Source organism: Paracoccus subflavus, assembly GCF_004310345.1.
Taxonomy (GTDB): Bacteria; Pseudomonadota; Alphaproteobacteria; order Rhodobacterales; family Rhodobacteraceae; genus Paracoccus; species Paracoccus subflavus.
The window spans coordinates 85,156-108,968 of sequence record NZ_SISK01000011.1 but is presented as its reverse complement, the minus strand read 5'-3'; the positions used below and the strand labels follow the sequence as shown (position 1 = coordinate 108,968).

Annotated in this window: 22 protein-coding genes and 1 tRNA gene; 11 read left to right on the top strand and 12 right to left on the bottom strand. The window is 65.2% G+C overall.

Annotated elements, in window-relative coordinates:
• Positions 1-115 precede the first annotated feature (115 nt).
• Entirely contained in the window at positions 116-685 is a 570-nt protein-coding gene (locus EYE42_RS13710) for an MOSC domain-containing protein (RefSeq protein WP_130991882.1), read from the bottom strand.
• Positions 686-759: 74 nt separating this feature from the next.
• Positions 760-1,323, bottom strand: coding sequence for an elongation factor P (gene efp, locus EYE42_RS13705; RefSeq protein ID WP_130991881.1), 564 nt, complete (start codon positions 1,321-1,323; stop codon positions 760-762).
• A 349-nt stretch (positions 1,324-1,672) separates the two neighbouring features.
• Here efp and EYE42_RS13700 point away from each other — a divergent pair, with 349 nt between their 5' ends.
• Entirely contained in the window at positions 1,673-1,999 is a 327-nt protein-coding gene (locus tag EYE42_RS13700) for a DUF6280 family protein (protein ID WP_130991880.1), read from the top strand.
• A 66-nt stretch (positions 2,000-2,065) separates the two neighbouring features.
• Here the strand turns inward: EYE42_RS13700 and EYE42_RS13695 are convergent, their stop codons facing one another.
• Positions 2,066-3,031 carry a 1-phosphofructokinase family hexose kinase gene (locus EYE42_RS13695; RefSeq protein ID WP_130991879.1) on the bottom strand — a complete coding sequence of 322 codons (966 nt, stop codon included), beginning with the start codon at positions 3,029-3,031 and terminating at the stop codon, positions 2,066-2,068.
• Complete coding sequence (locus EYE42_RS13690; RefSeq protein WP_130991878.1) at positions 3,028-3,435, bottom strand: metallopeptidase family protein; 408 nt, start codon at positions 3,433-3,435, stop codon at positions 3,028-3,030. Before EYE42_RS13690 ends, EYE42_RS13695 begins: the two co-directional genes overlap by 4 nt.
• Before the next feature lie 77 nt (positions 3,436-3,512).
• Here EYE42_RS13690 and gltX point away from each other — a divergent pair, with 77 nt between their 5' ends.
• The 3 genes from gltX to EYE42_RS13675 all read left to right on the top strand — a co-directional run bounded on the left by gltX (position 3,513) and on the right by EYE42_RS13675 (position 5,613).
• On the top strand, positions 3,513-4,838 hold the full coding sequence (gltX, locus tag EYE42_RS13685) for a glutamate--tRNA ligase (RefSeq protein ID WP_130991877.1): 1,326 nt from the start codon (positions 3,513-3,515) through the stop codon (positions 4,836-4,838).
• A 112-nt stretch (positions 4,839-4,950) separates the two neighbouring features.
• Positions 4,951-5,027, top strand: a tRNA-Met gene (locus EYE42_RS13680).
• 46 nt (positions 5,028-5,073) lie between these two features.
• Positions 5,074-5,613 carry an acyltransferase gene (locus EYE42_RS13675; protein WP_130991876.1) on the top strand — a complete coding sequence of 180 codons (540 nt, stop codon included), beginning with the start codon at positions 5,074-5,076 and terminating at the stop codon, positions 5,611-5,613.
• 3 nt (positions 5,614-5,616) lie between these two features.
• Here the strand turns inward: EYE42_RS13675 and iscR are convergent, their stop codons facing one another.
• Positions 5,617-6,075 (bottom strand): Fe-S cluster assembly transcriptional regulator IscR, encoded by a 459-nt coding sequence (iscR, locus tag EYE42_RS13670; protein WP_130991875.1) that lies wholly within the window; start codon positions 6,073-6,075, stop codon positions 5,617-5,619.
• 164 nt (positions 6,076-6,239) lie between these two features.
• On the opposite strand from iscR, the gene EYE42_RS13665 reads away from it, so the two are divergent.
• The 7 genes from EYE42_RS13665 (at position 6,240) to folE2 (ending at position 15,174) form a co-directional block, all read left to right on the top strand.
• Positions 6,240-6,902: an alpha/beta hydrolase gene (locus tag EYE42_RS13665; RefSeq protein WP_130991874.1), complete on the top strand. Its 663-nt coding sequence runs from the start codon at positions 6,240-6,242 to the stop codon at positions 6,900-6,902.
• A 206-nt stretch (positions 6,903-7,108) separates the two neighbouring features.
• Entirely contained in the window at positions 7,109-8,320 is a 1,212-nt protein-coding gene (locus tag EYE42_RS13660) for an NADP-dependent isocitrate dehydrogenase (RefSeq protein ID WP_130991873.1), read from the top strand.
• 107 nt (positions 8,321-8,427) lie between these two features.
• Complete coding sequence (purQ, locus tag EYE42_RS13655) at positions 8,428-9,096, top strand: phosphoribosylformylglycinamidine synthase subunit PurQ (RefSeq protein ID WP_130991872.1); 669 nt, start codon at positions 8,428-8,430, stop codon at positions 9,094-9,096.
• A 141-nt stretch (positions 9,097-9,237) separates the two neighbouring features.
• Positions 9,238-10,953 (top strand): sensor histidine kinase, encoded by a 1,716-nt coding sequence (locus EYE42_RS13650; RefSeq protein ID WP_246020805.1) that lies wholly within the window; start codon positions 9,238-9,240, stop codon positions 10,951-10,953.
• 19 nt (positions 10,954-10,972) lie between these two features.
• The gene (locus EYE42_RS13645) at positions 10,973-12,298 is read left to right on the top strand and encodes a sigma-54-dependent transcriptional regulator (RefSeq protein WP_130991871.1); all 1,326 of its coding nucleotides are present in this window, start codon (positions 10,973-10,975) and stop codon (positions 12,296-12,298) included.
• 622 nt (positions 12,299-12,920) lie between these two features.
• The gene (gene metZ, locus EYE42_RS13640; RefSeq protein ID WP_130991870.1) at positions 12,921-14,108 is read left to right on the top strand and encodes an O-succinylhomoserine sulfhydrylase; all 1,188 of its coding nucleotides are present in this window, start codon (positions 12,921-12,923) and stop codon (positions 14,106-14,108) included.
• A 103-nt stretch (positions 14,109-14,211) separates the two neighbouring features.
• On the top strand, positions 14,212-15,174 hold the full coding sequence (folE2, locus tag EYE42_RS13635; protein WP_130991869.1) for a GTP cyclohydrolase FolE2: 963 nt from the start codon (positions 14,212-14,214) through the stop codon (positions 15,172-15,174).
• On the opposite strand, the gene EYE42_RS13630 is transcribed toward folE2, so the two are convergent.
• The 7 genes from EYE42_RS13630 to EYE42_RS13600 all read right to left on the bottom strand — a co-directional run bounded on the left by EYE42_RS13630 (position 15,171) and on the right by EYE42_RS13600 (position 23,804).
• Positions 15,171-17,498 (bottom strand): aldehyde dehydrogenase family protein, encoded by a 2,328-nt coding sequence (locus tag EYE42_RS13630; RefSeq protein ID WP_130991868.1) that lies wholly within the window; start codon positions 17,496-17,498, stop codon positions 15,171-15,173. The two genes, folE2 and EYE42_RS13630, sit on opposite strands and share 4 nt — an antisense overlap.
• Positions 17,499-17,505: 7 nt before the next feature.
• The gene (deoC, locus tag EYE42_RS13625) at positions 17,506-18,447 is read right to left on the bottom strand and encodes a deoxyribose-phosphate aldolase (RefSeq protein WP_130991867.1); all 942 of its coding nucleotides are present in this window, start codon (positions 18,445-18,447) and stop codon (positions 17,506-17,508) included.
• Positions 18,444-19,007, bottom strand: a complete 564-nt coding sequence (locus tag EYE42_RS13620) for a DUF1523 family protein (protein ID WP_130991866.1) — start codon at positions 19,005-19,007, stop codon at positions 18,444-18,446. Before EYE42_RS13620 ends, deoC begins: the two co-directional genes overlap by 4 nt.
• Before the next feature lie 12 nt (positions 19,008-19,019).
• On the bottom strand, positions 19,020-19,301 hold the full coding sequence (locus EYE42_RS13615) for a hypothetical protein (protein WP_130991865.1): 282 nt from the start codon (positions 19,299-19,301) through the stop codon (positions 19,020-19,022).
• 61 nt (positions 19,302-19,362) lie between these two features.
• Positions 19,363-21,738, bottom strand: coding sequence for an ATP-dependent helicase (locus EYE42_RS13610; RefSeq protein ID WP_130991892.1), 2,376 nt, complete (start codon positions 21,736-21,738; stop codon positions 19,363-19,365).
• A 70-nt stretch (positions 21,739-21,808) separates the two neighbouring features.
• Positions 21,809-22,804 carry an ABC transporter permease gene (locus tag EYE42_RS13605; RefSeq protein WP_130991864.1) on the bottom strand — a complete coding sequence of 332 codons (996 nt, stop codon included), beginning with the start codon at positions 22,802-22,804 and terminating at the stop codon, positions 21,809-21,811.
• Positions 22,797-23,804, bottom strand: coding sequence for an ABC transporter permease (locus EYE42_RS13600; protein ID WP_130991863.1), 1,008 nt, complete (start codon positions 23,802-23,804; stop codon positions 22,797-22,799). Before EYE42_RS13600 ends, EYE42_RS13605 begins: the two co-directional genes overlap by 8 nt.
• Between the last annotated feature and the right edge of the window lie 9 nt (positions 23,805-23,813).

Genomic DNA, 23,813 nt, shown 5'->3' with positions numbered 1-23,813 from the left:
CGTTCAAACTGCGCGTCGCTTAACCAGAACTCCGAAGCCATGTCCGTCCTCCTGCTTCAAACCGCAGGGAATCACACTTCGGCCCAGCGGGGAATCCCGTTTATGGGTCCAGACACTAGGCGGCCAGCTTGCGGATCCGGTCGCCCAGGGCCACCTCTCCGTCCTGTTCGATCGAACACAGGATGCCGCGCAGGCGCAATGCGGGGTGGCCGGGGGCGGTGATCCATTCCTTGGCCGCGCGGCCATAGCGGACCTTCCACTTGACGCACCCATCGTTGAATTCATCCGACACGCGCACCACCGCTGTTCCCACCTGCAACAGGCAGCCCACGGGCAGGTTGTCCTCGGACATGTCCAGGTCGCAGATGATCGTATCGCCGGGATGAAGGGTGTTCTCGCGGTCCAGCCAGACCGCGTCCATCACCCTGCGCGGCAGGATCGACACCTGGATGCGCGGATCGGGCGATCCGTCCGGCAGCTTCAGCCACGGCATCGTCAGCCAGCGCTCACCGGGAATGCCCCTGTCCCGCGTCAGCGTCAGGCGGTCCGGGAATGTCCGCTTGTTGAAGCCCGGACGAAAACACAGGCATTCGACCGTTGCGTCATCCTTGGGTGCCGCCAGCACATGGGGCAGGGCGCGGGCCAGATCCTCGGGCGTGGCCTGGCGAATCGTCGTGTCGGGCATGGAGGGCTCCGGCGACTGAACGGAAAACAAGCACCCCGGGCAAAGCCCAAGGCGCCACTGATCGGCGATCGGCTTCAGGCCCGTTCGCTGTATTCAAAGACCTCGGTGTTCACGATGATCTTTTCGCCCTCGCCCACGAAGGGGGGGATCATGATGCGCACGCCGTTGTCCAGGATCGCGGGCTTGTAGCTGTTGGCCGCGGTCTGGCCCTTCACCACGGGCTCGGTCTCTGTCACGATGCAGGTCACCTTCTGCGGGATCGACACCGACAGGGCCTCGTCGCCGTAATACTCGATGGTGGCGGTCATGCCGTCTTGCAGAAAGGGACGGCGATCGCCCAGCAGGTCGGCATCCAGTTCGGTCTGCTCGAACGTCTCGCTGTCCATGAACACCAGCTTGCCATCGGATTCGTACAGGAACTGCTGATCCTTCTGGTCCAGGCGGACCCGTTCGACCTTGTCCTCGCTGCGAAAGCGTTCGTTCAGCTTGCGGCCATCGCGCAGGTTCTTGAGTTCGACCTGGGCAAAGGCGCCGCCCTTGCCGGGCTTGACATGACTGACCTTCACGGCTGCCCACAGGCCTCCGTCATGCTCCAGCACGTTGCCGGGGCGGATTTCGTTGCCGTTGATCTTGGGCATGGGAACCTATCGGAGTTTGGGAATTTCCTGCCGTCCATGTTGAACGGCGTTGCGCCGCCCCTATATCTGGGCCTTCGCTGCAAGGCAACCAAAAGGGAATTGTGGTGTTGTCAAGGTGCGGCGCCCGGCATGGCATCCTGAAATATCGGGTGTAATTGCAGATTCCGCCTGTTTTTTTATGACATGCGTCAGGCGCATGGGTGTTATGCGTTCTGAGGAATAACGAATCGGCGGTGATATGCGCTAAGCAGCGGAACCGTCACAGAAACGGAAATGATAATCATGGGTTGGCTTCATGCCTGCCCACGGCTGCCTTGTCCCAGGGCGGCACTGGAAATGGACGAACGATATGCGCGATTTTGTCGATGGATCGGCTTTCAACTTCGAACAGGGCCAACGCGCCCGCAAGCTGTTTGCGGCAGTGGTTCTGGCCGCCTTGGACGATGCCATTGCGGATGACAAGAAATACGGCAATGGCGCCGAGCAGATCGCCCGCTGGGCGCGGTCGCGCGACGGGCGCGAAGTGCTGTCCTGTGCCGGGATCGACCCCAACGAGCGCGTGGTCAAGGGTCTGATGGAGTTCGTGTCCAAGGGCGTGCGCACCTCGGTCGCGCTGTCGCGCGAGGAAAGCGAACGCCGCATGGCCGCCGAGGCCGAGGAGGCCGAAGCCGCCTGATCGGGGCTGCCCGCCTGCGAAAGCAGCCCGCGAAAAGCCGCCCTCGAGGCGGCTTTCTTGTTTCCGCTAAAGCCTCGTGACGGCCCGTTCCGCGTAAAAGCGCGTCACGTCCTCGGCCCGGCACAGGTCGGTGGCGGGCGTCATTACCGCGGCCGATGCGGCGGCGGCACCCAGGGCCAGGGCTTCGGGGGCGGGCCAGCCGCGTGCCATGGCCAGCACGAAGCCCGCGACAAAGCTGTCGCCCGCGCCGACCGCGCTGACCACCCTTACCTTTGCCGCCGCCGCGTGCCAGGCGCCATCGGGGCCTGCGATCACTGATCCGTCGGCCCCGCGTGCCACGATCACGGACCGCGCCGCGCCGTCCCTGACCAGACCGGCGGCAAAGCCTGCGCTGTCCTCGCGGCGGGGCAGGGCGCGGCCCGCCAGTTCCTCGGCCTCGTGGCTGTCCATGCGCAGCACGTCCACGGGGGTCGATGATCCGGCCAGCACCCGCAACGCCTCGCCCGAGGTATCGACCAGCAGTTGCGCTCCGCTGTTCTTCAGCCGCACGGTCAGCATCTGTTCGAACCCCGCAGGCACGCCGGGCGGGTTCGACCCAGACACCACCACCCAGCCGCCGGGGGACGCCCCTTCGGCGATGGCCTGGGTCATGTCGGCGACATGGGTCTTGTGCCATTCGGGGCCGGGCATCACGAAGCGGTATTGCTGGCCCGTCGCCCGGTCGGTCACGGCCAGCGACTGTCGGGTTTCCCCCGGCGCGGTCAGGCGGATCACGGACAGGCCATCCGACTTCAGCATTTCGGCGATGCGGGTGCCCGTGGCCCCGCCAAGCGCCACCATGGCCGTCGATTGCCCGCCCATGTGCCCGATCGCGCGGCTGACATTGATGCCGCCGCCGCCCGGATCGGCCGCCGGCTTGTCGCAGCGCAGCTTCAGCTCGGGGCGCACCTCGTCCGCAGTGGTCGAGAGATCCAGCGCGGGGTTCAGCGTCACCGTCAGGATCGGCGCCTGCCCCGAGCCTTTCCACCTCATTCCCACCACCGGTCGATGCGGGCGATGTCGTCGTCCGACCAGCCGAAATGGTGCGCCATCTCGTGCGTGACGACATGGCCGACCAGTTCGCCCAGCGTCACGTTCCCGCGCGCTGCCCATTCGTCCAGCAGCGGGCGGCGGTACAGCCAGATGATGTCGGGCTGGCCCGGCTGGTCCGAGACCGACTTTTCCGTCAGCGGAATGCCATCGTAAAGGCCCGTCAGGTCGAACGGATCGTCGATCTGCAATTCGTCCAGCACATCCTCGGGTGGGAATTCGGCCACCTGAACGGCGATGTCCTGGGCATGTCCGGCGAATTCGGCGGGCAGCGCCGCCATGGCCTGGCGCGCCAGCGCCTCGATCCGGCCCGCGTCAGGGGCGGTCAGGTCGTTCCAGTTGGTCATCGGCTTCTCCTGCCTGTGGCCCCCATATGGACAAGAATCGCCGCGTATGAAAGAGCAAGCGCAACAGGAGACGTGTCATGACCACCACCCGCTTCGCCCCCTCGCCCACGGGCCACATCCATGTCGGCAACCTGCGGACCGCGCTGTTCAACTATCTGATCGCGCGCAAGGCCGGCGGCAGCTTCATCCTGCGGCTGGACGACACCGACCGTGAACGCAGCAAGGAGGAATACGCCGACGGCATCAAGCGCGACCTGGACTGGCTGGGCCTGCACTGGGATCGCGTCGAACGCCAGTCGCTGCGGCTGGACCGCTATGCCGAGGCTGCGGACCGATTGCGGGCGGCGGGCCGTCTTTACGAGGTTTTCGAGACGCCCACCGAACTGGACCTGAAGCGCAAGAAGCTGCTGAACATGGGCCGCCCGCCGGTCTATGACCGCGCGGGGCACGGGCTGTCGGATGCCGACAAAGACCGGCTGCGCGGCGAGGGGCGCGAGGGATACTGGCGGTTCCTGCTGGATCAGGAGCGCATCGAATGGACCGACGGGATCCTGGGCGACATTTCCATCGACGCGGCGTCCGTCAGCGATCCGGTGCTGATCCGCGCGGACGGGCAGGTGCTGTACACGTTTGCCTCGTCAGTCGATGATACGGACATGGCCGTCACGCATATCGTGCGGGGCGCGGATCATGTGACGAACACCGCGACCCAGATCCAGATCATCCGCGCGCTGGGCGGCACGCCTCCGTCCTTCGCCCATCACAGCCTGCTGACCGGCGCGCAGGGCGAGGAACTGTCCAAGCGTATCGGCGCGCTGTCGATCCGCGACCTGCGCGAGGCGGGCGTGGCCCCCGAGGCGCTGCTGTCGATGATGGCACGGCTGGGGTCCAGCCAGCCGGTCGAGTTGCGGATGACCCTGGACGATCTGGCCGAAGGCTTCGATCTGTCGCAGTTCGGCGCCTCTCCCACGAAATTCGACCCCGAGGATCTGTGGCCGCTGACCCGCGAGCGCAACCAGGCGCTGCCCTTCGACGCCGTGCGCGACCGGATCGCGGCGCTTGGCGTGCCGGACGATCTGGCCGAGCGGTTCTGGCAGGTGGCGTCGCAGAACATCACGACGCTGGAGGATCTGGCCGACTGGTGGACGATCTTTTCCCAGGGGGCCGAGCCGCAGATCGACCCCGAGGATGCCGATTTCATCGCCCAGGCCATGCCGCTGCTGCCCCCGCCGCCCTATACGGATGCGACCTGGGGCGAATGGACCGCCGCCGTCCGGGACGCAACCGGCCGCAAGGGCAAGGGCCTGTTCATGCCGCTGCGCAAGGCCGTCACCGGCCAGGCCCACGGTCCCGACATGGCACAGGTCATGCCGCTGTTGCAGGTGGTCAAGGCGCGCCGCTGACGCGGTCCCACAGCGGATACCGGCGCTGCCCGGATCAAGGGCGGGGTTTTCCGTTTCCCCGAAAAACCCGCTTGACGCCCCCGGTTCCACCCCTTACATCGCCCCCACCCGTGGCGGAGTAGCTCAGTTGGTTAGAGCAGAGGAATCATAATCCTTGTGTCGGGGGTTCAAATCCCTCCTCCGCTACCACGGTTTTCCGCTGATCTTAAATTTTGGGCCAAGCAGGGTGACACCCATGCCAGACGGTGTCGAACAGTTCGTCGACAAGGGACAGGACAACGTCGTGACCTTGGGCGACAACGCCAAGGTCACACGGATCGTTGTCGAAGGGCATCGCAACACCATCAGGATCGGGGCAGGATGCCGCCTGACCGGTCAGATCGTCGTGAAATGCGATAACGGCCTGATCGAGATCGGCGCGGCGACAACCTCGATGGGGTTGCGGCTGCACATGCACGAAACCTCTCGGGTCATCATCGGCAACGACTGCATGTTCTCGGGGGGAATATCCATGGACCCCAGCGACAACCATTCGATCATCGACGTGGCGTCGGGCAAGCGGATCAATCCGTCCAAGCCGATCACGATCGGGGATCATGTCTGGATCGGTCAGCAGGTAACAATCCTCAAGGGAACGGTGATCGGCAGCCATTCCATCGTGGGTGCGGGGTCGATCGTCCGGGGGGTCGTTCCGCCGAACACGCTGGTGGCGGGATCGCCCGCCCGGGTCATCCGCAGCGGCGTGACCTGGGACCGGCGGCGCCTTCCGATCTGACGATCAGTCATCCACCACGGCCAGAATCCGCGGCAAGGCCGGACAGGGCAGCAACTGGTTTCGCGCAACATCGGCCAGCGTGTGGTTGTGCAGAAACACATAGACATGCGCCGACAGGCTTTCCCACAGCCTGTTCGACAGGGTCTGGGCGCGCGATCCCGACACGCCGCCGGATGCGCCCGCGCCCACATGCATGGCGCTGACGGTTTCGTCCACGGCCTCCAGGATTTCGGCGATCCGGATCGTTTCGGGCGCGCGGGCCAGACGGTAGCCGCCGCCGGGGCCGCGGACCGAGGCCACCAGCCCCGCGCGGCGCAGCCGCACGAACAACTGTTCCAGATAGGGCAGCGAAATATCCTGGCGCGACGAAATTTCGGCCAGCGAGGTCAGTTCCGCCCCCTGGGCGGTGGCCAGATCGACCAGGGCGATGATCGCATAGCGGCCCTTTGTGGACAGTTTCATCGGCTGGCTCCCTTCGGACGGGCGGCGTCGCATTGACGACGCGCGGGCTTGCACGTTATGCCGCCATGGCCCGTTTCTTGCGCATCGTGCGGCGGCACACCAGATAGCCTCTAAAAGCACGACGCCAATGCGTCAAGAAACCCTTGAAGCGTCAAAGGAAGACGATGCCAGAGCTGATTTTCCCCGGACCCGAAGGGCGGCTCGAGGGCCGCTATCATCCCCAACCGGGCAAGCCCGACGCCCCCCTTGCCATCGTCCTGCATCCCCATCCGCAGTTCGGCGGGACGATGAACAACCGCGTCGTCTATAACCTGCATTACGCGTTCCACAAGATGGGCTTCACCGTCATGCGGTTCAATTTCCGCGGGGTCGGCCGCAGCCAGGGCGAATTCGACCAGGGCATCGGCGAGCTGTCCGACGCGGCCTCGGCGCTGGATTACCTGCAGGCGATGAATCCCAACAGCAAGCATTGCTGGGTCGCGGGCTTCAGCTTCGGCGCCTGGATCGGAATGCAGCTTCTGATGCGGCGGCCGGAAATCACCGGCTTCATCAGCGTGGCGCCCCCCGCGAACATGTACGATTTCAGCTTTCTGGCGCCCTGCCCGTCGTCGGGCCTGATCGTGAACGGCACCGCCGACCGGGTGGCGCCGCCCAAGGACACGCATACCCTGGTGGGCAAGCTGCGCGAGCAGAAGGGCATCACCATCACCCACGAGGAAATCGAGGGGGCCGATCACTTCTTTCGCGACGACGAGGCGCATATGAAGCCGATGATCAACCTCGTGCAGGGCTATGTCCGCCGGCGGCTGACGGAAAGCACGCGTTGAATGATACCCCTTGGCACGCCAGTGCCGGAGGGGGTGCTGCCGGGTTGCCCCGGTCAGTTCGCAAGGGCATCAGACCGGGCGGGGCCGGACCCTGATCGGGGGACGGGCCGGCAGGGGATGGCTGTATGCAATCGCATACATTCTTTTCATCCCGGCTTTTCCCGTCTATAGCGCACGGGAACCTGCAACGCCGAAAGGGAATGATCATGTCAAAGATCAAGGTCGATAACCCCGTCGTCGAACTCGATGGCGACGAGATGACCCGGATCATCTGGGATTTCATCAAGCAGAAGCTGATCCTGCCCTATCTGGACATCGACCTGAAATACTATGACCTGGGTATCGAGGAGCGCGACCGGACCGAGGATCAGGTGACGGTGGACGCGGCCAATGCCATCAAGCAGTACGGCGTCGGCGTCAAATGCGCGACCATCACCCCCGACGAGGCGCGGGTCGAGGAGTTCGGCCTCAGGAAGATGTGGAAATCGCCCAATGGCACGATCCGCAACATCCTGGGCGGCGTGATCTTTCGCGAACCGATCATCTGCCGCAACGTGCCGCGCCTGGTGCCGCACTGGACCAAGCCGGTGATCGTCGGCCGCCACGCCTTTGGCGACCAGTACAAGGCCACCGATTTCCGCTTTCCGGGCAAGGGCAAGCTGACCATCAGGTTCGTCGGCGAGGACGGCGAGACGATCGAACACGAGGTGTTCCAGGCGCCGTCGTCCGGGGTGGCGATGGCCATGTACAACCTGGACGATTCGATCCGCGATTTCGCCCGGGCATCCCTGAACTATGGGTTGCAGCGCGGCTATCCGGTCTATTTGTCCACCAAGAACACGATCATGAAGGCCTATGACGGCCGCTTCAAGGATCTGTTCCAGGAGATCTACGAGGCCGAGTTCGCGGACCGTTTCAAGAAGGCCGGTATCACCTATGAACACCGCCTGATCGACGACATGGTCGCCTCGAACCTGAAATGGTCGGGCGGCTATGTCTGGGCCTGCAAGAACTATGACGGCGACGTGCAGTCCGACACCGTGGCCCAGGGCTTCGGTTCGCTGGGTCTGATGACCTCGGTGCTGATGACGCCCGACGGAAAGACCGTCGAGGCCGAGGCGGCGCACGGCACCGTGACGCGCCATTACCGCGAACACCAGAAGGGCAACCAGACCTCGACCAACTCGATCGCGTCGATCTATGCCTGGACGGGCGGGCTGAAGCATCGCGCCAGTCTGGACAACAACGCGGCGCTGAGGAAATTCGCCGAAACGCTGGAAAATGTCACTGTCCAGACGGTCGAGGACGGCTTCATGACCAAGGATCTGGCGCTGCTGGTGGGCCCCGACCAGAAATGGATGACCACCATCGGCTATCTGGAAAAGGTGGACGAATACCTGAACCGGGCTCTGGACTGACCAGGCATTCCGCAGGGCCGGACACCCCCGCCCGGCCCTGCGGCCCCCCTTTCGCCAAGGGCCGACTTGCGCTATGGCGTGGCGCGATCCCAGACAGGAGCAGCGCCATGAAAGCCGCCGTCACCACCTTTCCCGGTTCCAACTGCGACCGCGATCTGGCCGTGGCCCTGGAACAGGCCGGAGCACGGGTGGTGCGTGTCTGGCACAAGGATAACAGCCTGCCTGCCGGCACCGACCTGGTGGCGGTGCCTGGCGGCTTTTCCTTTGGCGACTATCTGCGCTGCGGCGCCATTGCGGCGCAGTCGCCCATCGCGGGCGCCCTGCGCGCCCATGCGCAACGCGGCGGTCACGTTCTGGGGATCTGCAACGGCTTTCAGGTGCTGACCGAACTGGGCCTGCTGCCCGGCGCCCTGATGCGCAACACAGGGCTTACCTTTCTGTGCAGGCCCGCGGTCCTGACGGTGGCCACGGCCGACAGCGATTTCACGGCGGGCTATGCCAAGGGCCAGCGCATCACCATTCCGGTGGCCCATCACGACGGCAACTACCAGATCACGGCGGACGGCCTGGCACAGTTGCGGGATCAGGACCGGATCGCCTTTACCTATTTGCCCGGCCTGAACGGCTCGGTCGCCGACATTGCGGGCGTGCTGTCGGAAAACCGCCGCGTCCTGGGCATGATGCCCCATCCCGAACGCGCCGCCGACCCTGCTCTGGGGGGCACGGACGGGGCGGCGCTGTTCCGCGCGGTGGTCGGGGCGGCTGTCAACGCCTGACTTGAGCGTCGGACCTTCTGCGCCTAGAGTGCGGCAGTTGTGCAACATGGCCGGGCCTTTCAGGTGATCAGGAACAGAAACAGCGCCAGTGAGTGGGACCGCGGGCGTCCGCGTCTGGCGCAACCGGCCAATCCCTGGTGGCTGCGGCTGGCAATCGCCCTGATCTTCGTGCTGGCCAGTGTGTCGATCTGGATCACGAACGCCTGGCTGATGGAGCGGTTTTCCGAAAACACCCGGGTGCGTTCTGAACTGCGTCTGGCCCTCTATACCGGGAATCTCTTGTCCGAATTGCAGCGCACAGCGGTTGTGCCTCTGCTGCTGGCGCGCGACCCGGTGCTGATCGGATCGCTGAACGGCGGCGATTTCTCGGCCACGTCGGCCCGGCTGATCGCCGCGCAAAAGGAAATCGGCGCGGCCTCGATCCGCCTTCTGGATGCCTCGGGCCGGACGGTGGGGGCCACCGACCGCTATACGCTGGGCACCAACAACGTCCTTGCCCCCTATTACGTGGATGCGCTGCGGTCGCGCGACACGGTCTTCACCGTGACCAACCACCAGGGGGGGGGCTATGAATTCACCTATTCGCGGGCCGTCATCTCGGACGGGCGGACGCTGGGGGTGATCGTGGTGGGGGCGGACCTGTCGCGGCTGGAACGATCCTGGGCCGGCATTTCCGACGCCGTGGCCGTCACCGACAGCGAGGGAAGCATCATTCTGGCCACCGAACCCCGTTGGCGCGGCCTGTCCATGCCCGAGGCCCTGGCCGTGCGGGATGCGCCCTCGGCCATCCAGCGGGCCTTTCAGGTGACGGCCGATTGGACAGCCGCGCCCATCGACGCCTATCTCGAGGGCCGCGCGGTCATGCAGGCCGAGGCGCGCATCCCCTTTCGCGGCTGGCGGATGACCAGCTTTACGGCCTATGCCTCGGTCCGCGAGCAGGTGAACGCGGTGCTGGCCTTGCAGATCATGGGGTTTGCCATCCTGCTGGCGGGCACCTTTTATGCCCTGTCGCGCCGGGCGCGGCGGCAGTCGGTTGCCTATATGCGCGAATCCGCCGACCTGCGTGCCCTGAACCTGCGCCTGACGCGCGAGATCGCCGAGCGGGAACGGATGCAAAAGGAACTGCGCGTCGCCGAACAGACCGTGCAGCAAAGTTCGAAACTGGCCGCCCTGGGGGAAATGTCGGCCGGCGTCAGCCACGAGCTGAACCAGCCCCTGGCCGCCATGAAGACCTATCTGGCGGGGGCGCGGCTTCTTTTGCAACGCGGCCGCTCCGAGGAGGCGCTGTCCAGCTTCCAGCGCATCGATGACCTGATCGAGCGCATGGGCGCCATCACCCGGCAACTGAAGTCCTATGCCCGCAAGGGGGGCGAGGCGGTGGAACCCGTCGATCTGCGCGCCGCCGTCAGCAGCGCCCTGACCATGATGGAGCCACAGTTGCGGTCGCGCACGATCCGCGTTACCCGCAACCTGCCGCGCGGACCGGTGACGGTGATGGCCGACCGCATCCGACTGGAACAGGTCATCATCAACCTGTTGCGCAATGCCGTCGATGCCGTGCGCGACCGGCGGGATGCCCGGATCGAGATCACGGTCGAAACCGGCGCCCATGCCTATGTGCTGGTGCGCGACAACGGCACCGGCATCTCGGATCTGGAAAAGCTGTTCGAGCCGTTCTGGACCACCAAGAAGCCGGGCGAGGGGACGGGGCTTGGCTTGGCCATATCCTCGTCCATCGTGGCCGATTTCGGCGGTCGCCTGACCGCCCACAACGAAGATCAAGGCGGCGCCGTCTTTGCCGTGGAACTGCCCCTGCACAAGCCGGGGCAGGCCCGGCAGGCGCTTGCCGCCGAATGACGAGAGAGGAAAGACTTCAATGTCCCGCAAGCTGAAGATTGCGATTGTTGACGATGAACCGGACATGCGGGAATCGATCAGCCAGTGGCTGGTCCTGTCGGGATTCGACACCGAAACCTATGCCAGCGCCGAGGACGCGCTGAAGGTCATCGGTTCGGATTGGCCGGGGATCGTGGTGTCCGACATCCGGATGCCCGGCATGGACGGGATCGCCTTTCTGAAACGCTTGATGGGACTGGATTCCGGCCTGCCCGTCATCCTGATCACCGGGCACGGGGACGTGCCCATGGCGGTCGAGGCGATGCGGATCGGCGCCATGGACTTCATGGAAAAACCCTTCAACCCCGACAAGATGACCGCGCTTGCCAAGAAGGCCACGCAGATGCGGCGAATGACGCTGGACAACCGCGCGCTGCGGCGCGACCTGTCCGAAGGCCAGCAGGTGATGTCCAAGCTGATCGGGTCCAGCCCGGTGATGGACCGCCTGCGAGAGGATATCCTGGATCTGGGTCAGGCTGACGGCCATGTGCTGATCGACGGGGAAACCGGCACCGGCAAGACGCTTGTGGCCCATGCCTTGCACGCAGTGGGCCCGCGCGCGTCCCGGAAGTTCGTGCCGGTGTCTTGCGCCGCCTATAACGACGACGCCTTGTCGGCCCGCCTGTTCGGCCCGCTGGAGGACGGCATTCCCGCCGTCGAGGAGGCGCGGGGCGGCACACTCTGCCTTGAAGACATCGAGGCGCTGTCGGAACCCCTGCAAGCCCGCCTGCTGGCTTTCATCAGCGACCAGGGCACGCCGGCGGACACGCGGATCATCGCCATTTCCAATGCCCGCGGCGAGGGGCGCAAGGCCGAGGATTCGCTGCGTCCCGACCTGTTCTATCGTCTGTCCGCGCTGAAGATCACCCTGCCGCCGCTGCGCGCGCGGGGCGAGGATATCCTGCAACTGTTCGCCCGCATGACCGAACAGTTTTCCGAGGAATACGGCTGCGAGCCGCCGCAGGTGTCCGCGCAAGAGGCGGCCCAGTTGCTGCAGGCCCCCTGGCCCGGCAATATCCGCCAGTTGATCAACGTGGCCGAACGCGCCGTGCTGCAGAACCGGCGCGGGTCGGGGTCCATCGCGTCGCTGCTGATGGCGGATGGCGAGGAAACCCAGCAGGCCACCACGACTGACGGCAAGCCGCTGAAGGAGTATGTGGAAAGTTTCGAAAAGATGCTGATCGACAACACCATGCGTCGTCACAGGGGCAGCATCGCCAGCGTGATGGACGAACTGTGCCTGCCGCGCCGGACGCTGAACGAGAAGATGGCCAAGTACGGGCTTCAGCGCGGCGATTACCTGTAGGCGATTGCCTGTGATACAAGTCGCAGGGGCGGATTTCTCCGCCCCCGAGGCTGTTCGGGCCTTTTACTGAAAAACAAAACCGATGACACGGCCCGTGCGGACAAGGATCGCTTCAGGCGGATAGTCCAGGAACCCATACAACGTCGCGCGATCCGGTCGCCGTCCGATTCACGGTCCGACGAAGAAGGCGCGCCTCCGAACAAAAAACAGACTGTCCATCCTGGTCACATACAGCCGCGCCCGCAACAAAGGCGTGGCCCGGAATGAAAGGCCTATCGGTTTGCCGCATCATGACCTCGGGATATTCGTTGACAAAGTCCAAAGTCATCATCGCATTCCGGCATAAGGGGCCGACCTTCCGTGCAGCCCGGTTCTCCTGGGCTGCCGTACCGCTCTACCGGGGGGGCATCCAGCTCTCAAGTTGTCTATTTGGGCAATTTGGTCAAATCTTCTCTCAAAACGGTGTTATCATTAAGATATGCGGCATTCGGAACGGGCCTTGCGCTGGTTCGGGCGGTTGTTTCCGCGACGTGACGCGTCCAGACCAGAGGCCGCGGAACCTGGGGTCTTGCGTTGCAGGGGCCGGGGCGCTAACCCCCGCCCTACAGCAGGGGGCATTCGCATGACCGACAGTCCGTCCAAGGCTCTTCACCCGCGCACGCAAGCGGTCCATCACGGCATCCGCCGCAGCCAGTACGGCGAAATGGCCGAGGCGATCTTTCTGACCCAGGGCTTTGTCTATGACAGCGCCGAACAGGCGGAGGCGCGCTTTCAGGGCACCGGCCCGGACGAATTCATCTATGCCCGCTATGGCAATCCCACCAGCCGCATGTTCGAGGATCGCATCGCCGCGCTGGAAGGGACCGAGGACGCCTTTGCCACCGCCAGCGGCATGGCGGCGGTCAACGGCGCGCTGTTTTCCATGTGCAAGCCGGGCGATCATGTGGTTGCCGCCCGCGCGCTGTTCGGATCGTGCCTTTATGTCCTGGACCTGCTGGCGCGCTTCGGGGTCGAGGTATCCTATGTCGATGGCACGGATCTGGACCAATGGCGGACCGCCTTGCGTCCCGGCACCAGGGCGGTTTTCTTTGAAAGCGTGTCGAACCCCACATTGGAGGTGATCGACATCAAGGGCGTCGCCCGGCTGGCCCATGACGTCGGCGCGACGGTCGTGGTGGACAACGTCTTTGCCACGCCCGTCTTTTCGCGTGCGGTCGATCTGGGCGCCGATGTGGTGGTCTATTCGGCAACCAAGCATATCGACGGCGGCGGCCGCGCCCTGGCAGGCGTTATCTGCGGCACCCGCCAGTTCGTGCGCGAGGTGGCCGAGCCTTACCTCAAACACACGGGCGGCGCGATCAGCCCGTTCCACAGTTGGATCATGCTGAACGGGCTGACGACCATGGACCTGCGGGTCCGGGCGCAGGCCGACAGCGCGCTGACGGTGGCGCGGGCGTTGCAGGGCCACCCGGCGCTGTCCCGCGTGATCTATCCCGGTCTTGCCGATCATCCGCAGCACGGCCTTGCCATGCAGGCGATGGGGTCGGGAGGCACCATGATCGCCTTCGAACTCACCGGCGGCAAGGAAGCCGCGTTCGCCGCGCTGAACCGGCTGAAGATCGTCAGGATTTCCAACAATCTGGGCGATGCCAAATCGATCGTGACCCATCCGGCCACGACGACCCATCAGCGCCTGAGCCCCGAGGATCGGGCTTATCTGGGCATCACGCCCGGCCTGCTGCGGCTATCCGTCGGGCTTGAGGACGCGCAGGATCTGATCGACGATCTGCATCAGGCCTTGGCATCGTAGGGCGCGGGGGCCGCGCCGGCTGCTCTCTCTTGCCGGATTAGCACTTTGGAATCCGGTCCTTTGACCCCATATTGGGCCGCGATCCGCCCGGAAGGATGCCCCCATGACCGAAGCCCGCCCGATGATCCCCGCCTATCCGGCCCTGGCGCGCAGCTATGACGCGGGATTTCGGGTGGATGAAACCTACAGGGCCGGTCTGCCCGACCTTCAGAACGGCCCGGCCAGCCTGATCGTGGGCGCGCGCGCGCCGATCCAGCATGTCGGCATCTCGAACTTTCGCCTGCCGATCCGCTATCAGACCCGCGACGGCGGTGAGATCGCGCTCGAAACCAGCGTGACCGGTACCGTCAGCCTCGAGGCGGACCGGAAAGGCATCAACATGTCCCGCATCATGCGGTCCTTCTATGCCCATTCAGAACATGCCTTCAGCCTCAAGGTGCTCGAATCCGCGCTGGACGACTATCAGGCCGATCTGGACGCCTATGACGCGCGTATCCAGATGCGCTTCTCCTATCCGATCCGCGTCGATTCACTGCGGTCCGGCCTGTCCGGCTGGCAGTATTACGACATCGCGATGGAGGTTCTGGACCTGCATGGTCAGCGATTGCGGATCATGCATTTCGATTACGTCTATTCCTCGACCTGCCCCTGTTCGCTGGAACTGTCGGAACATGCCCGCGAAACCCGCTCGCGGCTGGCGACGCCCCATTCGCAGCGATCCATCGCGCGGATTTCGGTCGTGATGCTTGGCCCCGAGAAAATCTGGTTCGAGGATATGGTCGAACTTTGCCGCCGGGCCGTGCCGACTGAAACGCAGGTGATGGTCAAGCGAGAGGACGAACAGGCCTTTGCCGAACTCAACGCCGCGAACCCGATCTTTGTCGAGGATGCGGTGCGCGCCTTTGCCCAGGAACTGATGGCCGATCCGCGTTGCGGCGATTTCCGCGTGGTCGCCAGCCACCAGGAATCGCTGCATTCGCATGACGCGGTCAGCCTGATGGTCAGCGGCCCGACCTTTGCCCAAGCCTCGCTGGATCCGATGACCTTCGCGGGCCTGCGCGCCTAATAGGCCGCAGACCCGGTGCCTTCGGGCAGCGCGCCATAGGGCAGCCAGATCGTCTTGGTCTGGGTGGCGTGGCGCAGGAAAACCTCGCCCTGCGCCTGCGGGCCGCACCAATCGCGATGGTCGGGCGCCCAGACGGGCTTGAGGTTGCCGCCCGCGGCCTTCTTGGCCCCCGCCAGATCGCCGCCGACCATCCACATCGCCGCAACCTCGTCATGGGCGGCCAGCACCTTTGCCAGATCGTCGCGCGGGCCGGTCACGATGTTGACCACGCCTCCCGGCAGGTCCGAGGTGTCGAAGACCTGATACAGATCCGTCACCGCCAGCGGATCGTCCTGCGCGGCGATCGCCACGACGCGGTTGCCCATCGCGATGGCGGGCATCACCAGCGACATGAAGCCCGCCAGGGGCTGCGCATTGGGACAGGCGATGCCCATGACGCCAAAGGGTTCATGGACGACGTTCAGCAGGTGTCCCGGCCTGGCCTGCACATTCGCCCCGTCGAACTTGTCGGCCCAGGCGGCATAGTGAAAGGCGCGGGCGATGGCGGCATCGACCTCGGCCGGGCTGGTGCGGGCAGCGAATTCATCGGCTCGCGCCGACAGGTTCTCGGCGATGTAATACAGCACCTGCGCGCGGGCAGGACCGCCCATCGCCGCCCATTTGCCGGCCTTCGCGGCGGCCTCGACGGCGTTGCGGATGTCCTTGCGGTTGCCCAGCGGCGCAAGGCCGCCCGGCACGGCATAGCTGGCCCCCCCATCGGGCCGTTTCTGCGCGCCGCCGATATACAGCTTGGCCGTGCGGTCCAGGCCCACCGGCCGGCCCGAGCCCGTCGTCGTGGCGACAGGGGTCGCGGGGACCGGTTCCGTGATCGCCTCGGCTGGAATTTCTGAGAGATAGTCCAGCATCCCCGCACGCCCGCCTTCGCGGCCGAAACCGCTTTCGCGGTAGCCCCCGAACGGGGCAGCCCCGTCGAACAGGTTGGCGCAGTTGATCCAGACCACGCCAGCCTTGACCTTGGCCGCGATGTCCGTCGCCACGGCCGCGCTTTCCGACCAGACCGAGGCCGCAAGCCCATAGCGGGTGTTGTTGGCCAGCTCGACCGCCTCGTCTGCGGTGCGGAAGGTGGACAGGGTGGCGATGGGACCGAAGATTTCCTGCTCGAACCCCGGATTGGCGGGGCCGATGTTTCGCAGATAGCCCGGCGCGATGAAGCAGCCGTCCCCCGCCGCGCCGCCGACCAGTTCCGCACCGGCATCGGTGGCCGCCTTGCAGATCGACAGGATTCGGTCCTTCTGGATGGGATCGACGATGGCGCCCACATCGGTGGACTTGTCCAAGGGCGATCCGACCCGCAGTCGTGCCATCCGCGCCGACAGCAGGGCTTCGAACCGATCCGCCACGGCCTCGGCCACCAGGATGCGCGATCCGGCGCAGCAGACCTGGCCCCCGTTGAACCAGATCGAGTCCACCACCCCCTCGACCGCTGCATCCAGGTCGGCATCGGGCATCACCACAAAGGGCGACTTGCCGCCCAGTTCCAGCGTCAGCCGCTTGCCCGTTCCAGCCAGTTGGCCTGCGATGGCGCGCCCCACCTCGGTCGAGCCGGTGAAGGCGATCTTGTCCACATCCGCCATGACAAGGGCCGCGCCGGTATCGCCGTCGCCGGTCACGACGTTCACCACGCCCGAGGGCAGGCCGATTTCCTGGCAGATTTCGGCGAATGCCAGGGCGGTCAGCGGCGTATATTCGGCGGGCTTCAGGACGACCGTGTTGCCTGCGGCCAGGGCCGGGGCGATCTTCCAGGCCAGCATCAGCAGCGGAAAGTTCCACGGGATGATCTGGCCGCAGACGCCCAGCGGCGCATGGCCGGGAAACGCACTGTCGCGCAGTTCGGCCCAACCGGCGTGATGATAGAAATGCCGCGCGACCAGCGGCACGTCGATGTCGCGCGATTCCCGGATCGGCTTGCCGTTGTCCAGAGTCTCCAGCACCGACAGGAAGCGTTCGCGTTTCTGGACATGGCGGGCCAGGGCATACAGATACTGCGCCCGCTTTGTCCCCGACAGCGCCGCCCAGCCGGGCTGCGCCTGCCGCGCCGCCGCCACCGCCGCCGCCACGTCATCGGCTGTTCCCCGAGTGACCTGCGCCAGAACATGGCCCGTGGCCGGATCGCGCGTGTCGAACAGCGTGCCCGGTTCGGCAAAAGTGCCGCCGATGAAATGCCCAAAGGCGCCCCGCCGCGCCAGCCAATCGCGGGCCGCGCTGCTGTCCTCTGCCGAAGGGCCGTATTCCATCGTTTCCATCAGGTCGCTCACGCTGGTCATTTGGGCCTCAGGCAATGGCTTGGCGATGGGCGGCGGCATAGCGGCCGGTCACATAGTGGCTGATCTGGCGTTCGATATCGCCAAGCAGGGATGATGCGCCGATGCGGAACAACTCGGGACGCAGCCAGTCGCGGCCCAGTTCCTCGGCCATCAGCACCTGCCAGTTCAGCGCGTCCTTGGCGGTCCGCAGGCCGCCGGCAGGCTTGAAGCCGACGACATGGCCGGTCTGGTCGCGATAGTCGCGGATCGCGCGGCACATGACCAGCGACACGGGCAGGGTGGCGTTCACAGCTTCCTTGCCGGTCGAGGTCTTGATCCAGTCCGCGCCCGCCTGCATGGCCACATGGCTGGCCCTGGCGACATTTTCCAGCGATTTCAGGTCGCCCGTCGCCAGGATCGCCTTCATCTTCGCCGACCCGCAGGCTTCGCGCATCGCGCGCAGTTCGTCATACAGCGCCGTCCATTCGCCGCGCAGGACATGGGCACGGGTGATGACGATGTCGATTTCATCCGCGCCATGCTCGACGGCATAAAGGACCTCGGCCAGGCGCAGGTTGAGGGGCATCAGGCCCGCCGGAAAGCCCGTGGCGACGCTGGCGACCGGGATGCCGGAATTGCCAAGCGCGCGTTTTGCAGGCGCAATCATGGTCGGATAAACGCAGACCGCGCCGGTGGTCAGGCCGGAAACGCCCATCGCCTCCAGCAGCTCGGGCGCGATGGGCTGGCGGGCCTTGGCGCACAGCCGCGCCACCCTGTCGGGCGTGTCATCGCCCGCCAGGGTGGTCAGGTCGATGCAGCGCACGGCGTTCAGCAGCCAGGCCGCCTGGTGATCCCTTTTCAGGCTGCGTCGGGCGGGCAGGGTGGCCGCGCGGCGTTCCACGGCTGGGGTGTTGATGCGGATTTCGGACAATGCATCGCTGCGCAGGTCGGTGCCGGGATTGAGCGTCATGCCCTCCTCCGCCAGGCGATCCCGCGTTCCTGGAACTGCGACCACATCCGCCAGAACAAGGCCAGCAGCGCCAGCAGCAACATGCACACGATGGATGCGGCCCAGTTGCGCGGGCGTTCGTTCGGCCCGGCCAGCGTGTCGATGCTGACCGCGTTGGGATAGGTGGACAGGAAGGCCAGCCGCCAGCCATAGGCGGTGATGTTGACCCATTGCGGGTTGTCGCGGGTCGATTGCAGGTTCGTCGCCTCGGCCTGAAGGTTGGCGCTGTCGTATTTGAAATAGGGCGGCCAGATCCAGCCGGTATCCTCGTTGCGATAAACGAAGACTTCACCGTTCGGGCGCACGGTTTCGATGAAGCGAACGTCCCGCTGGCCCTGGGCATTTTCCACCGTGCCGGTGTTGTCGGACGCATAGAAGATGGCGTTCGATGCCGTGACCGAGGTCAGGCGGTTATAGGTGTTGGTGATCCGCACCGTGTTCTGGGACGGCAGGGTATAATCCAGAAACAGGAACACCGCGATGCCGAACAGCACGCCGACCACGACCTTGAAATAATGCATGTGCCAGCGTCCTTATTGCCAGTTGACCCAATAGATGATGCCCGCCACTGCCAGATTGGGCAGCACGAAGACCAGCAGCAACAGCCGCGAACGCAGCGTCCTGTCGAAGCCGATCATGGACCTGCGGACGAACGCGCGCCGTGCAGGGGTGTTCCCCGGCATGGCGGGATGGCGTTCGTCCCAGATGTCTTCCAGCCGCTCGGTCCGCAGCGATCGCAGATAGACCCGCAACAGCAGATAGAACACCGTCTGGGCGATCAGCAGGAACAGGATCAGGCGGAAAAAGGCGGCCAAGGCGTGGTGGTCCCGATGGTTTCCGGCAACCTAGCACCACGCCGGACAGGGGGCCAGCGGGTCAGAACGGCACGTCGCCACCCCCCACGGGCTGCACATAGGCCGCCTTGATGGTCTTGAAGCCGGTTGCGAATTGAATGGTCAGCGTATCCTCGGCAATGCCCATGATCGTGCCGTCGCCGAATTTCGCGTGGCTCACGCGGTCGCCCACGGCGAATTTCGCCGCCGGTTCGGCGTCGATGATGACGGGCGTGCGGTGGACCGGCGCCTTGCGTTCACCCGCCCGCGTCTGCATCCGCTTCCAGCCGGGCGAATTATACACATCGGCCTTGGCCGCGCGTTCCTGCAGCGCATTGACCGGCCCGCCCGCCGCGAATGCCATCGCCGCGCCGTAGCCGCCCCCGTAAAGGCCCGGAGGGGTCAGGACTTCGACATGCTCGGCCGGCAGTTCATCGACGAAACGCGAGGGCATACTGCTCTGCCACTGGCCGTAAAGCCGCCGGTTGCCGGCAAAGCTGATCGTCGCCAGGCGTTCGGCGCGGGTGATGCCGACATAGGCCAGCCGCCGTTCCTCCTCCAATCCCTTGGTGCCGCTTTCGTCCATGGCGCGCTGGCTGGGGAACAGCCCGTCCTCCCAGCCCGGCAGAAAGACGACGGGAAACTCCAGCCCCTTGGCGGCGTGCAGGGTCATGATGCTGACCTGTTCGGCGGATTCGCCGTCGTCGCGGTCCATGACCAGGGCGACATGCTCCAGGAAGCCCTGAAGGTTCTCGAATTCCTCCAAAGCCTTGACCAGTTCCTTGAGGTTGTCCAGCCGCCCCGGCGCATCGGGTGATTTGTCATTCTGCCACATCGCGGTATAGCCGGATTCGTCCAGGATCCGTTCGGCCAGTTCGACATGGTTCACGCGATCGTCCAAGGCGTCGGCGTGCCAGCGGCCCACGGCCTCGGTGAACTGGCGCATACTGGCGGCGGCCTTGCCCGACAGATCGCCCGCCGTCAGCGCGGCCACGGTCCCGTCCAGCAACGACAGCCCGCGCGCCCGTGCCATGGCCTGGATCGCCTGCACCCCCTTTTCGCCCAGGCCGCGCTTGGGCGTGTTGGCGATCCGTTCAAAGGCCAGATCGTCGGCGGGGCTGACCACCAGCCGGAAATAGGCCATCGCGTCGCGAATCTCGGCACGCTCATAGAAACGCGGGCCGCCGATCACGCGATAGGGCAGGCCGATCGACATGAAGCGATCCTCGAAGGCCCGCATCTGATGGGACGCGCGCACCAGGATGGCGATGTCGTTCAGGCTGGTGCGGCCGATGGCGGCGCGGTGGCCGCCGTGAAAGGCCTCGATCTCCTCGCCGATCCAGCGGGCCTCGGCCTCGCTGTCCCAATGGCCGATCAGGCGCACCTTCTCTCCGCCCTCGGCCTCGGTCCACAGGGTCTTGCCAAGGCGGCCCTGATTGGCGGCGATCAGGCCGGATGCAGTAGCCAGAATCTGCGGGGTAGAGCGATAGTTCTGTTCCAGACGGATCACCTGCGCGCCGGGAAAGTCCTTCTCGAACCGCAGGATGTTGCCGACCTCGGCCCCCCGCCAGCCATAGATGGACTGGTCGTCGTCCCCCACGCAGCAGATGTTGCGGTGCCCCTGGGCCAGCAGGCGCAGCCACAGATACTGGGCGACGTTGGTATCCTGATATTCGTCCACCAGGATATAGCGGAACCGATCCTGCCAGGACCGCAGCACGTCGGGATGCGCCTGGAACAGCGTCACGCAGTGCATCAGCAGGTCGCCGAAATCGACCGCGTTCAGCGTCAGCAACCGGTCCTGGTACGCCTTGTAAAGCCGTCCGCCCCATCCGTCGAAGACGGTCATTTCCCCCTTGGGCAATTGAGAGGGGGTCAGGCAGCGGTTCTTCCAGCCGTCGATCAACCCGGCTAACTGCCGGGCGGGCCAGCGTTTCTCGTCCAGGTTCTCGGCCTGGATCAGTTGCTTCAGCAGCCGGATCTGGTCGTCGGTATCCAGGATGGTGAAGCTGGGCTTGAGGTGCACCGCGCCATTGCCGATCAGTTCGGCATGGCGGCGCAGGATCTTGACGCTGATGCTGTGAAAGGTGCCCAGCCAGGGCATCCCCTCGACCGTTTCGCCCAGCAGGCGGGCGATGCGGTTCTTCATTTCCCGCGCGGCCTTGTTGGTAAAGGTCACGGCCAGGATCTGGCCCGGCCGCGCCCGGCCCAGAGTCAGCAGATGCGCGATGCGCGTGGTCAGCGCCCGCGTCTTGCCGGTGCCGGCGCCCGCCAGCATCAGGACGGGGCCGTCCATCGTTTCCACCGCGGTGCGTTGCGCCGGGTTCAGCCCGTCCAGATAGGGCGCAGGCCGTGCGGCCATCGCACGGCGGGACAGCGGCACATCGCCCATGTCGTCGGAATCGTCCAGAAGCTCCATCCCGCCAACATAGGGGCAAGGGCGGATCATGGAAAGCCCATGTTCCGCCTTCGTTCACGTCGGGCGCGAATTAGCGTCCTCGGATGCGGGGGTCCATCGCGTCGCGCAGCCCGTCGCCGATATAGTTCACGCACAGAACCGTCAGCGAAATGAACACCCCCGGCAGGATCACCCGCGACGGATACTGGATCATCTGGTCCACCGCGTCATAGAGCAGCCGCCCCCAGGTCGGGAAATCGGGCGGAAAGCCCAGGCCGAGGAAACTCAGCGCGCTTTCGGTGATGATCGCCGTGGCGATGCCCAGGGTCGCGGCCACCATGATGGGCGAAAGGACATTGGGCAGGACGTGGCGCAGGATCATGCGGTGGGCGGGCGTGCCGATGGATTTGGCGGCCAGGATGAACTCGCGTTCCTTCAGGCCCAGAACGTCGCCGCGCACGATGCGCGCGGCCTGCATCCAGCTTGTCGCGCCGATGGCCGACACGATCAGGATGAAGATGCCCAGGGCCGGGCCGAAGTTCTGCGACAGGGGCTCGCGGAACAGCGTCACCATCAGCAGCAGCAGCGGCAGCAGCGGCAGGGCCAGGAACAGTTCCGTCAGCCGCATCAGGGGCGCATCCAGCCGCCGGAAATAGCCCGACAGCAGACCGATCAGGCTGCCCAGCGACACCGCGATGATCATGGCGGTCAGGCCGACCGCGATGGACACCTGCCCCCCCGCCATCAGCCGCGCCAGCATGTCGCGGCCCAACTGGTCGGTACCCAGCGGATGGGCCGCCGAAAAGCCCGAATTGCGCGCGCGGATGTCCACATAAGTCGGGTCGATGGTCCAGATCAGCGGACCCACCAGAACAAACAGGATGATCCCCACGAACAGCACCAGCGCCACAATGGCGCCCTTGTGGCTGCGGAACTGGCGCCAGATGTCGCGCCACTGGCTGCGCGTCTCACCTCCGGCATGAAGGGGGTCGTCGGGCGGCAGGGCGGTGGCGGCCCCGGCCTGAGCGGCGGCCGCGTCAACCGTTTCGGCCACGCTCAGTTGGTGCTGGCGCTCCGTCTCAGTCATAGCGGATCCTCGGATCAAGGATGCCGTACAGAATGTCGGCGATCAGGGTGAACAGCACGATCAGGATCGCGAACATGAATGTCAGCGTCAGCACCATGGGAATGTCGTTGCCGTGGATCGCGGTGATCAGCAACTGGCCCAGGCCGTTCACCTTGAAGACCTGTTCGGTGATGATGGCGCCGCCAAACACCGTCGGCAGGCCCAGTGCGATCACGGTGATCACCGGGATCAGGCTGTTGCGCAGGACATGCTTCAGCACCACGGTCCGCTCTGACAGGCCCTTGGCGCGGGCGGTGCGGACATAGTCCTGCCGCAGGTTGTCCAGCATGGAGGCGCGCATGAAGCGGCTGATCTGCGCCGCGTTGTAGAGCGCCAGAACCGTCACCGGCATGATCATCTGCCGCACCTGCGCCAGAAAGCTGTCCCAGTCGCGCACCACCAGGGTGGTGTCATAGACCGAGGGGAACCATTGCAGCTTGACCCCGAAAATGATGATCAGAACCACCCCCGTGAAGAACGTGGGCATCGAAAAGCCGATCATCGACACGAAGGTGCCGATCTGGTCGAACCAGGAATATTGCCTGTAGGCCGACAGGATGCCGATGGGGATCGCGATCAGGATGCCGACCAGATAGCTGAACCCCACGACGGTCAGCGTCTGCGGCACGCGCTGTGCGATGATGTCGAAAACCGGGCTGCGCGACTGGAAGCTGATGATGCGCTGCATCCCGGCGCTGAACTGCGTGCCGAAAGCTTGGTCGAACCAGTAGAGCGGTTCCACCCAGAAGAACTGCTTCAGCCACAGGACATAGCGCACATACCAGGGCGACCCCAGGCCCAGGGCCTCGCGCATGCGCTCGCGGACCTCGGGCGGGACCGTCAGGGGAACGTCGGCCAGCGGATCGCCGGGCGAGGCCTCGAGCAGCAGAAAGATCACCAGCGAAATGAACAGCAGCGTCGGGATGGCCAGCAGCAGGCGCCGGATGGTGAATGTCAGCATCGTATGCCT

Excerpts from the sequence above, each read along its gene's own strand:
- EYE42_RS13710 (WP_130991882.1), bottom strand. The coding sequence starts at position 685 with ATGCCCGACACGACGATTCGCCAGGCCACGCCCGAGGATCTGGCCCGC.
- efp (WP_130991881.1), bottom strand. The coding sequence starts at position 1,323 with ATGCCCAAGATCAACGGCAACGAAATCCGCCCCGGCAACGTGCTGGAG.
- EYE42_RS13700 (WP_130991880.1), top strand. The coding sequence starts at position 1,673 with ATGCGCGATTTTGTCGATGGATCGGCTTTCAACTTCGAACAGGGCCAA.
- EYE42_RS13695 (WP_130991879.1), bottom strand. The coding sequence starts at position 3,031 with ATGAGGTGGAAAGGCTCGGGGCAGGCGCCGATCCTGACGGTGACGCTG.
- EYE42_RS13690 (WP_130991878.1), bottom strand. The coding sequence starts at position 3,435 with ATGACCAACTGGAACGACCTGACCGCCCCTGACGCGGGCCGGATCGAG.
- gltX (WP_130991877.1), top strand. The coding sequence starts at position 3,513 with ATGACCACCACCCGCTTCGCCCCCTCGCCCACGGGCCACATCCATGTC.
- EYE42_RS13675 (WP_130991876.1), top strand. The coding sequence starts at position 5,074 with ATGCCAGACGGTGTCGAACAGTTCGTCGACAAGGGACAGGACAACGTC.
- iscR (WP_130991875.1), bottom strand. The coding sequence starts at position 6,075 with ATGAAACTGTCCACAAAGGGCCGCTATGCGATCATCGCCCTGGTCGAT.
- EYE42_RS13665 (WP_130991874.1), top strand. The coding sequence starts at position 6,240 with ATGCCAGAGCTGATTTTCCCCGGACCCGAAGGGCGGCTCGAGGGCCGC.
- EYE42_RS13660 (WP_130991873.1), top strand. The coding sequence starts at position 7,109 with ATGTCAAAGATCAAGGTCGATAACCCCGTCGTCGAACTCGATGGCGAC.
- purQ (WP_130991872.1), top strand. The coding sequence starts at position 8,428 with ATGAAAGCCGCCGTCACCACCTTTCCCGGTTCCAACTGCGACCGCGAT.
- EYE42_RS13645 (WP_130991871.1), top strand. The coding sequence starts at position 10,973 with ATGTCCCGCAAGCTGAAGATTGCGATTGTTGACGATGAACCGGACATG.
- metZ (WP_130991870.1), top strand. The coding sequence starts at position 12,921 with ATGACCGACAGTCCGTCCAAGGCTCTTCACCCGCGCACGCAAGCGGTC.
- folE2 (WP_130991869.1), top strand. The coding sequence starts at position 14,212 with ATGACCGAAGCCCGCCCGATGATCCCCGCCTATCCGGCCCTGGCGCGC.
- EYE42_RS13630 (WP_130991868.1), bottom strand. The coding sequence starts at position 17,498 with ATGACCAGCGTGAGCGACCTGATGGAAACGATGGAATACGGCCCTTCG.
- deoC (WP_130991867.1), bottom strand. The coding sequence starts at position 18,447 with ATGACGCTCAATCCCGGCACCGACCTGCGCAGCGATGCATTGTCCGAA.
- EYE42_RS13620 (WP_130991866.1), bottom strand. The coding sequence starts at position 19,007 with ATGCATTATTTCAAGGTCGTGGTCGGCGTGCTGTTCGGCATCGCGGTG.
- EYE42_RS13610 (WP_130991892.1), bottom strand. The coding sequence starts at position 21,738 with ATGGAGCTTCTGGACGATTCCGACGACATGGGCGATGTGCCGCTGTCC.
- EYE42_RS13605 (WP_130991864.1), bottom strand. The coding sequence starts at position 22,804 with ATGACTGAGACGGAGCGCCAGCACCAACTGAGCGTGGCCGAAACGGTT.
- EYE42_RS13600 (WP_130991863.1), bottom strand. The coding sequence starts at position 23,804 with ATGCTGACATTCACCATCCGGCGCCTGCTGCTGGCCATCCCGACGCTG.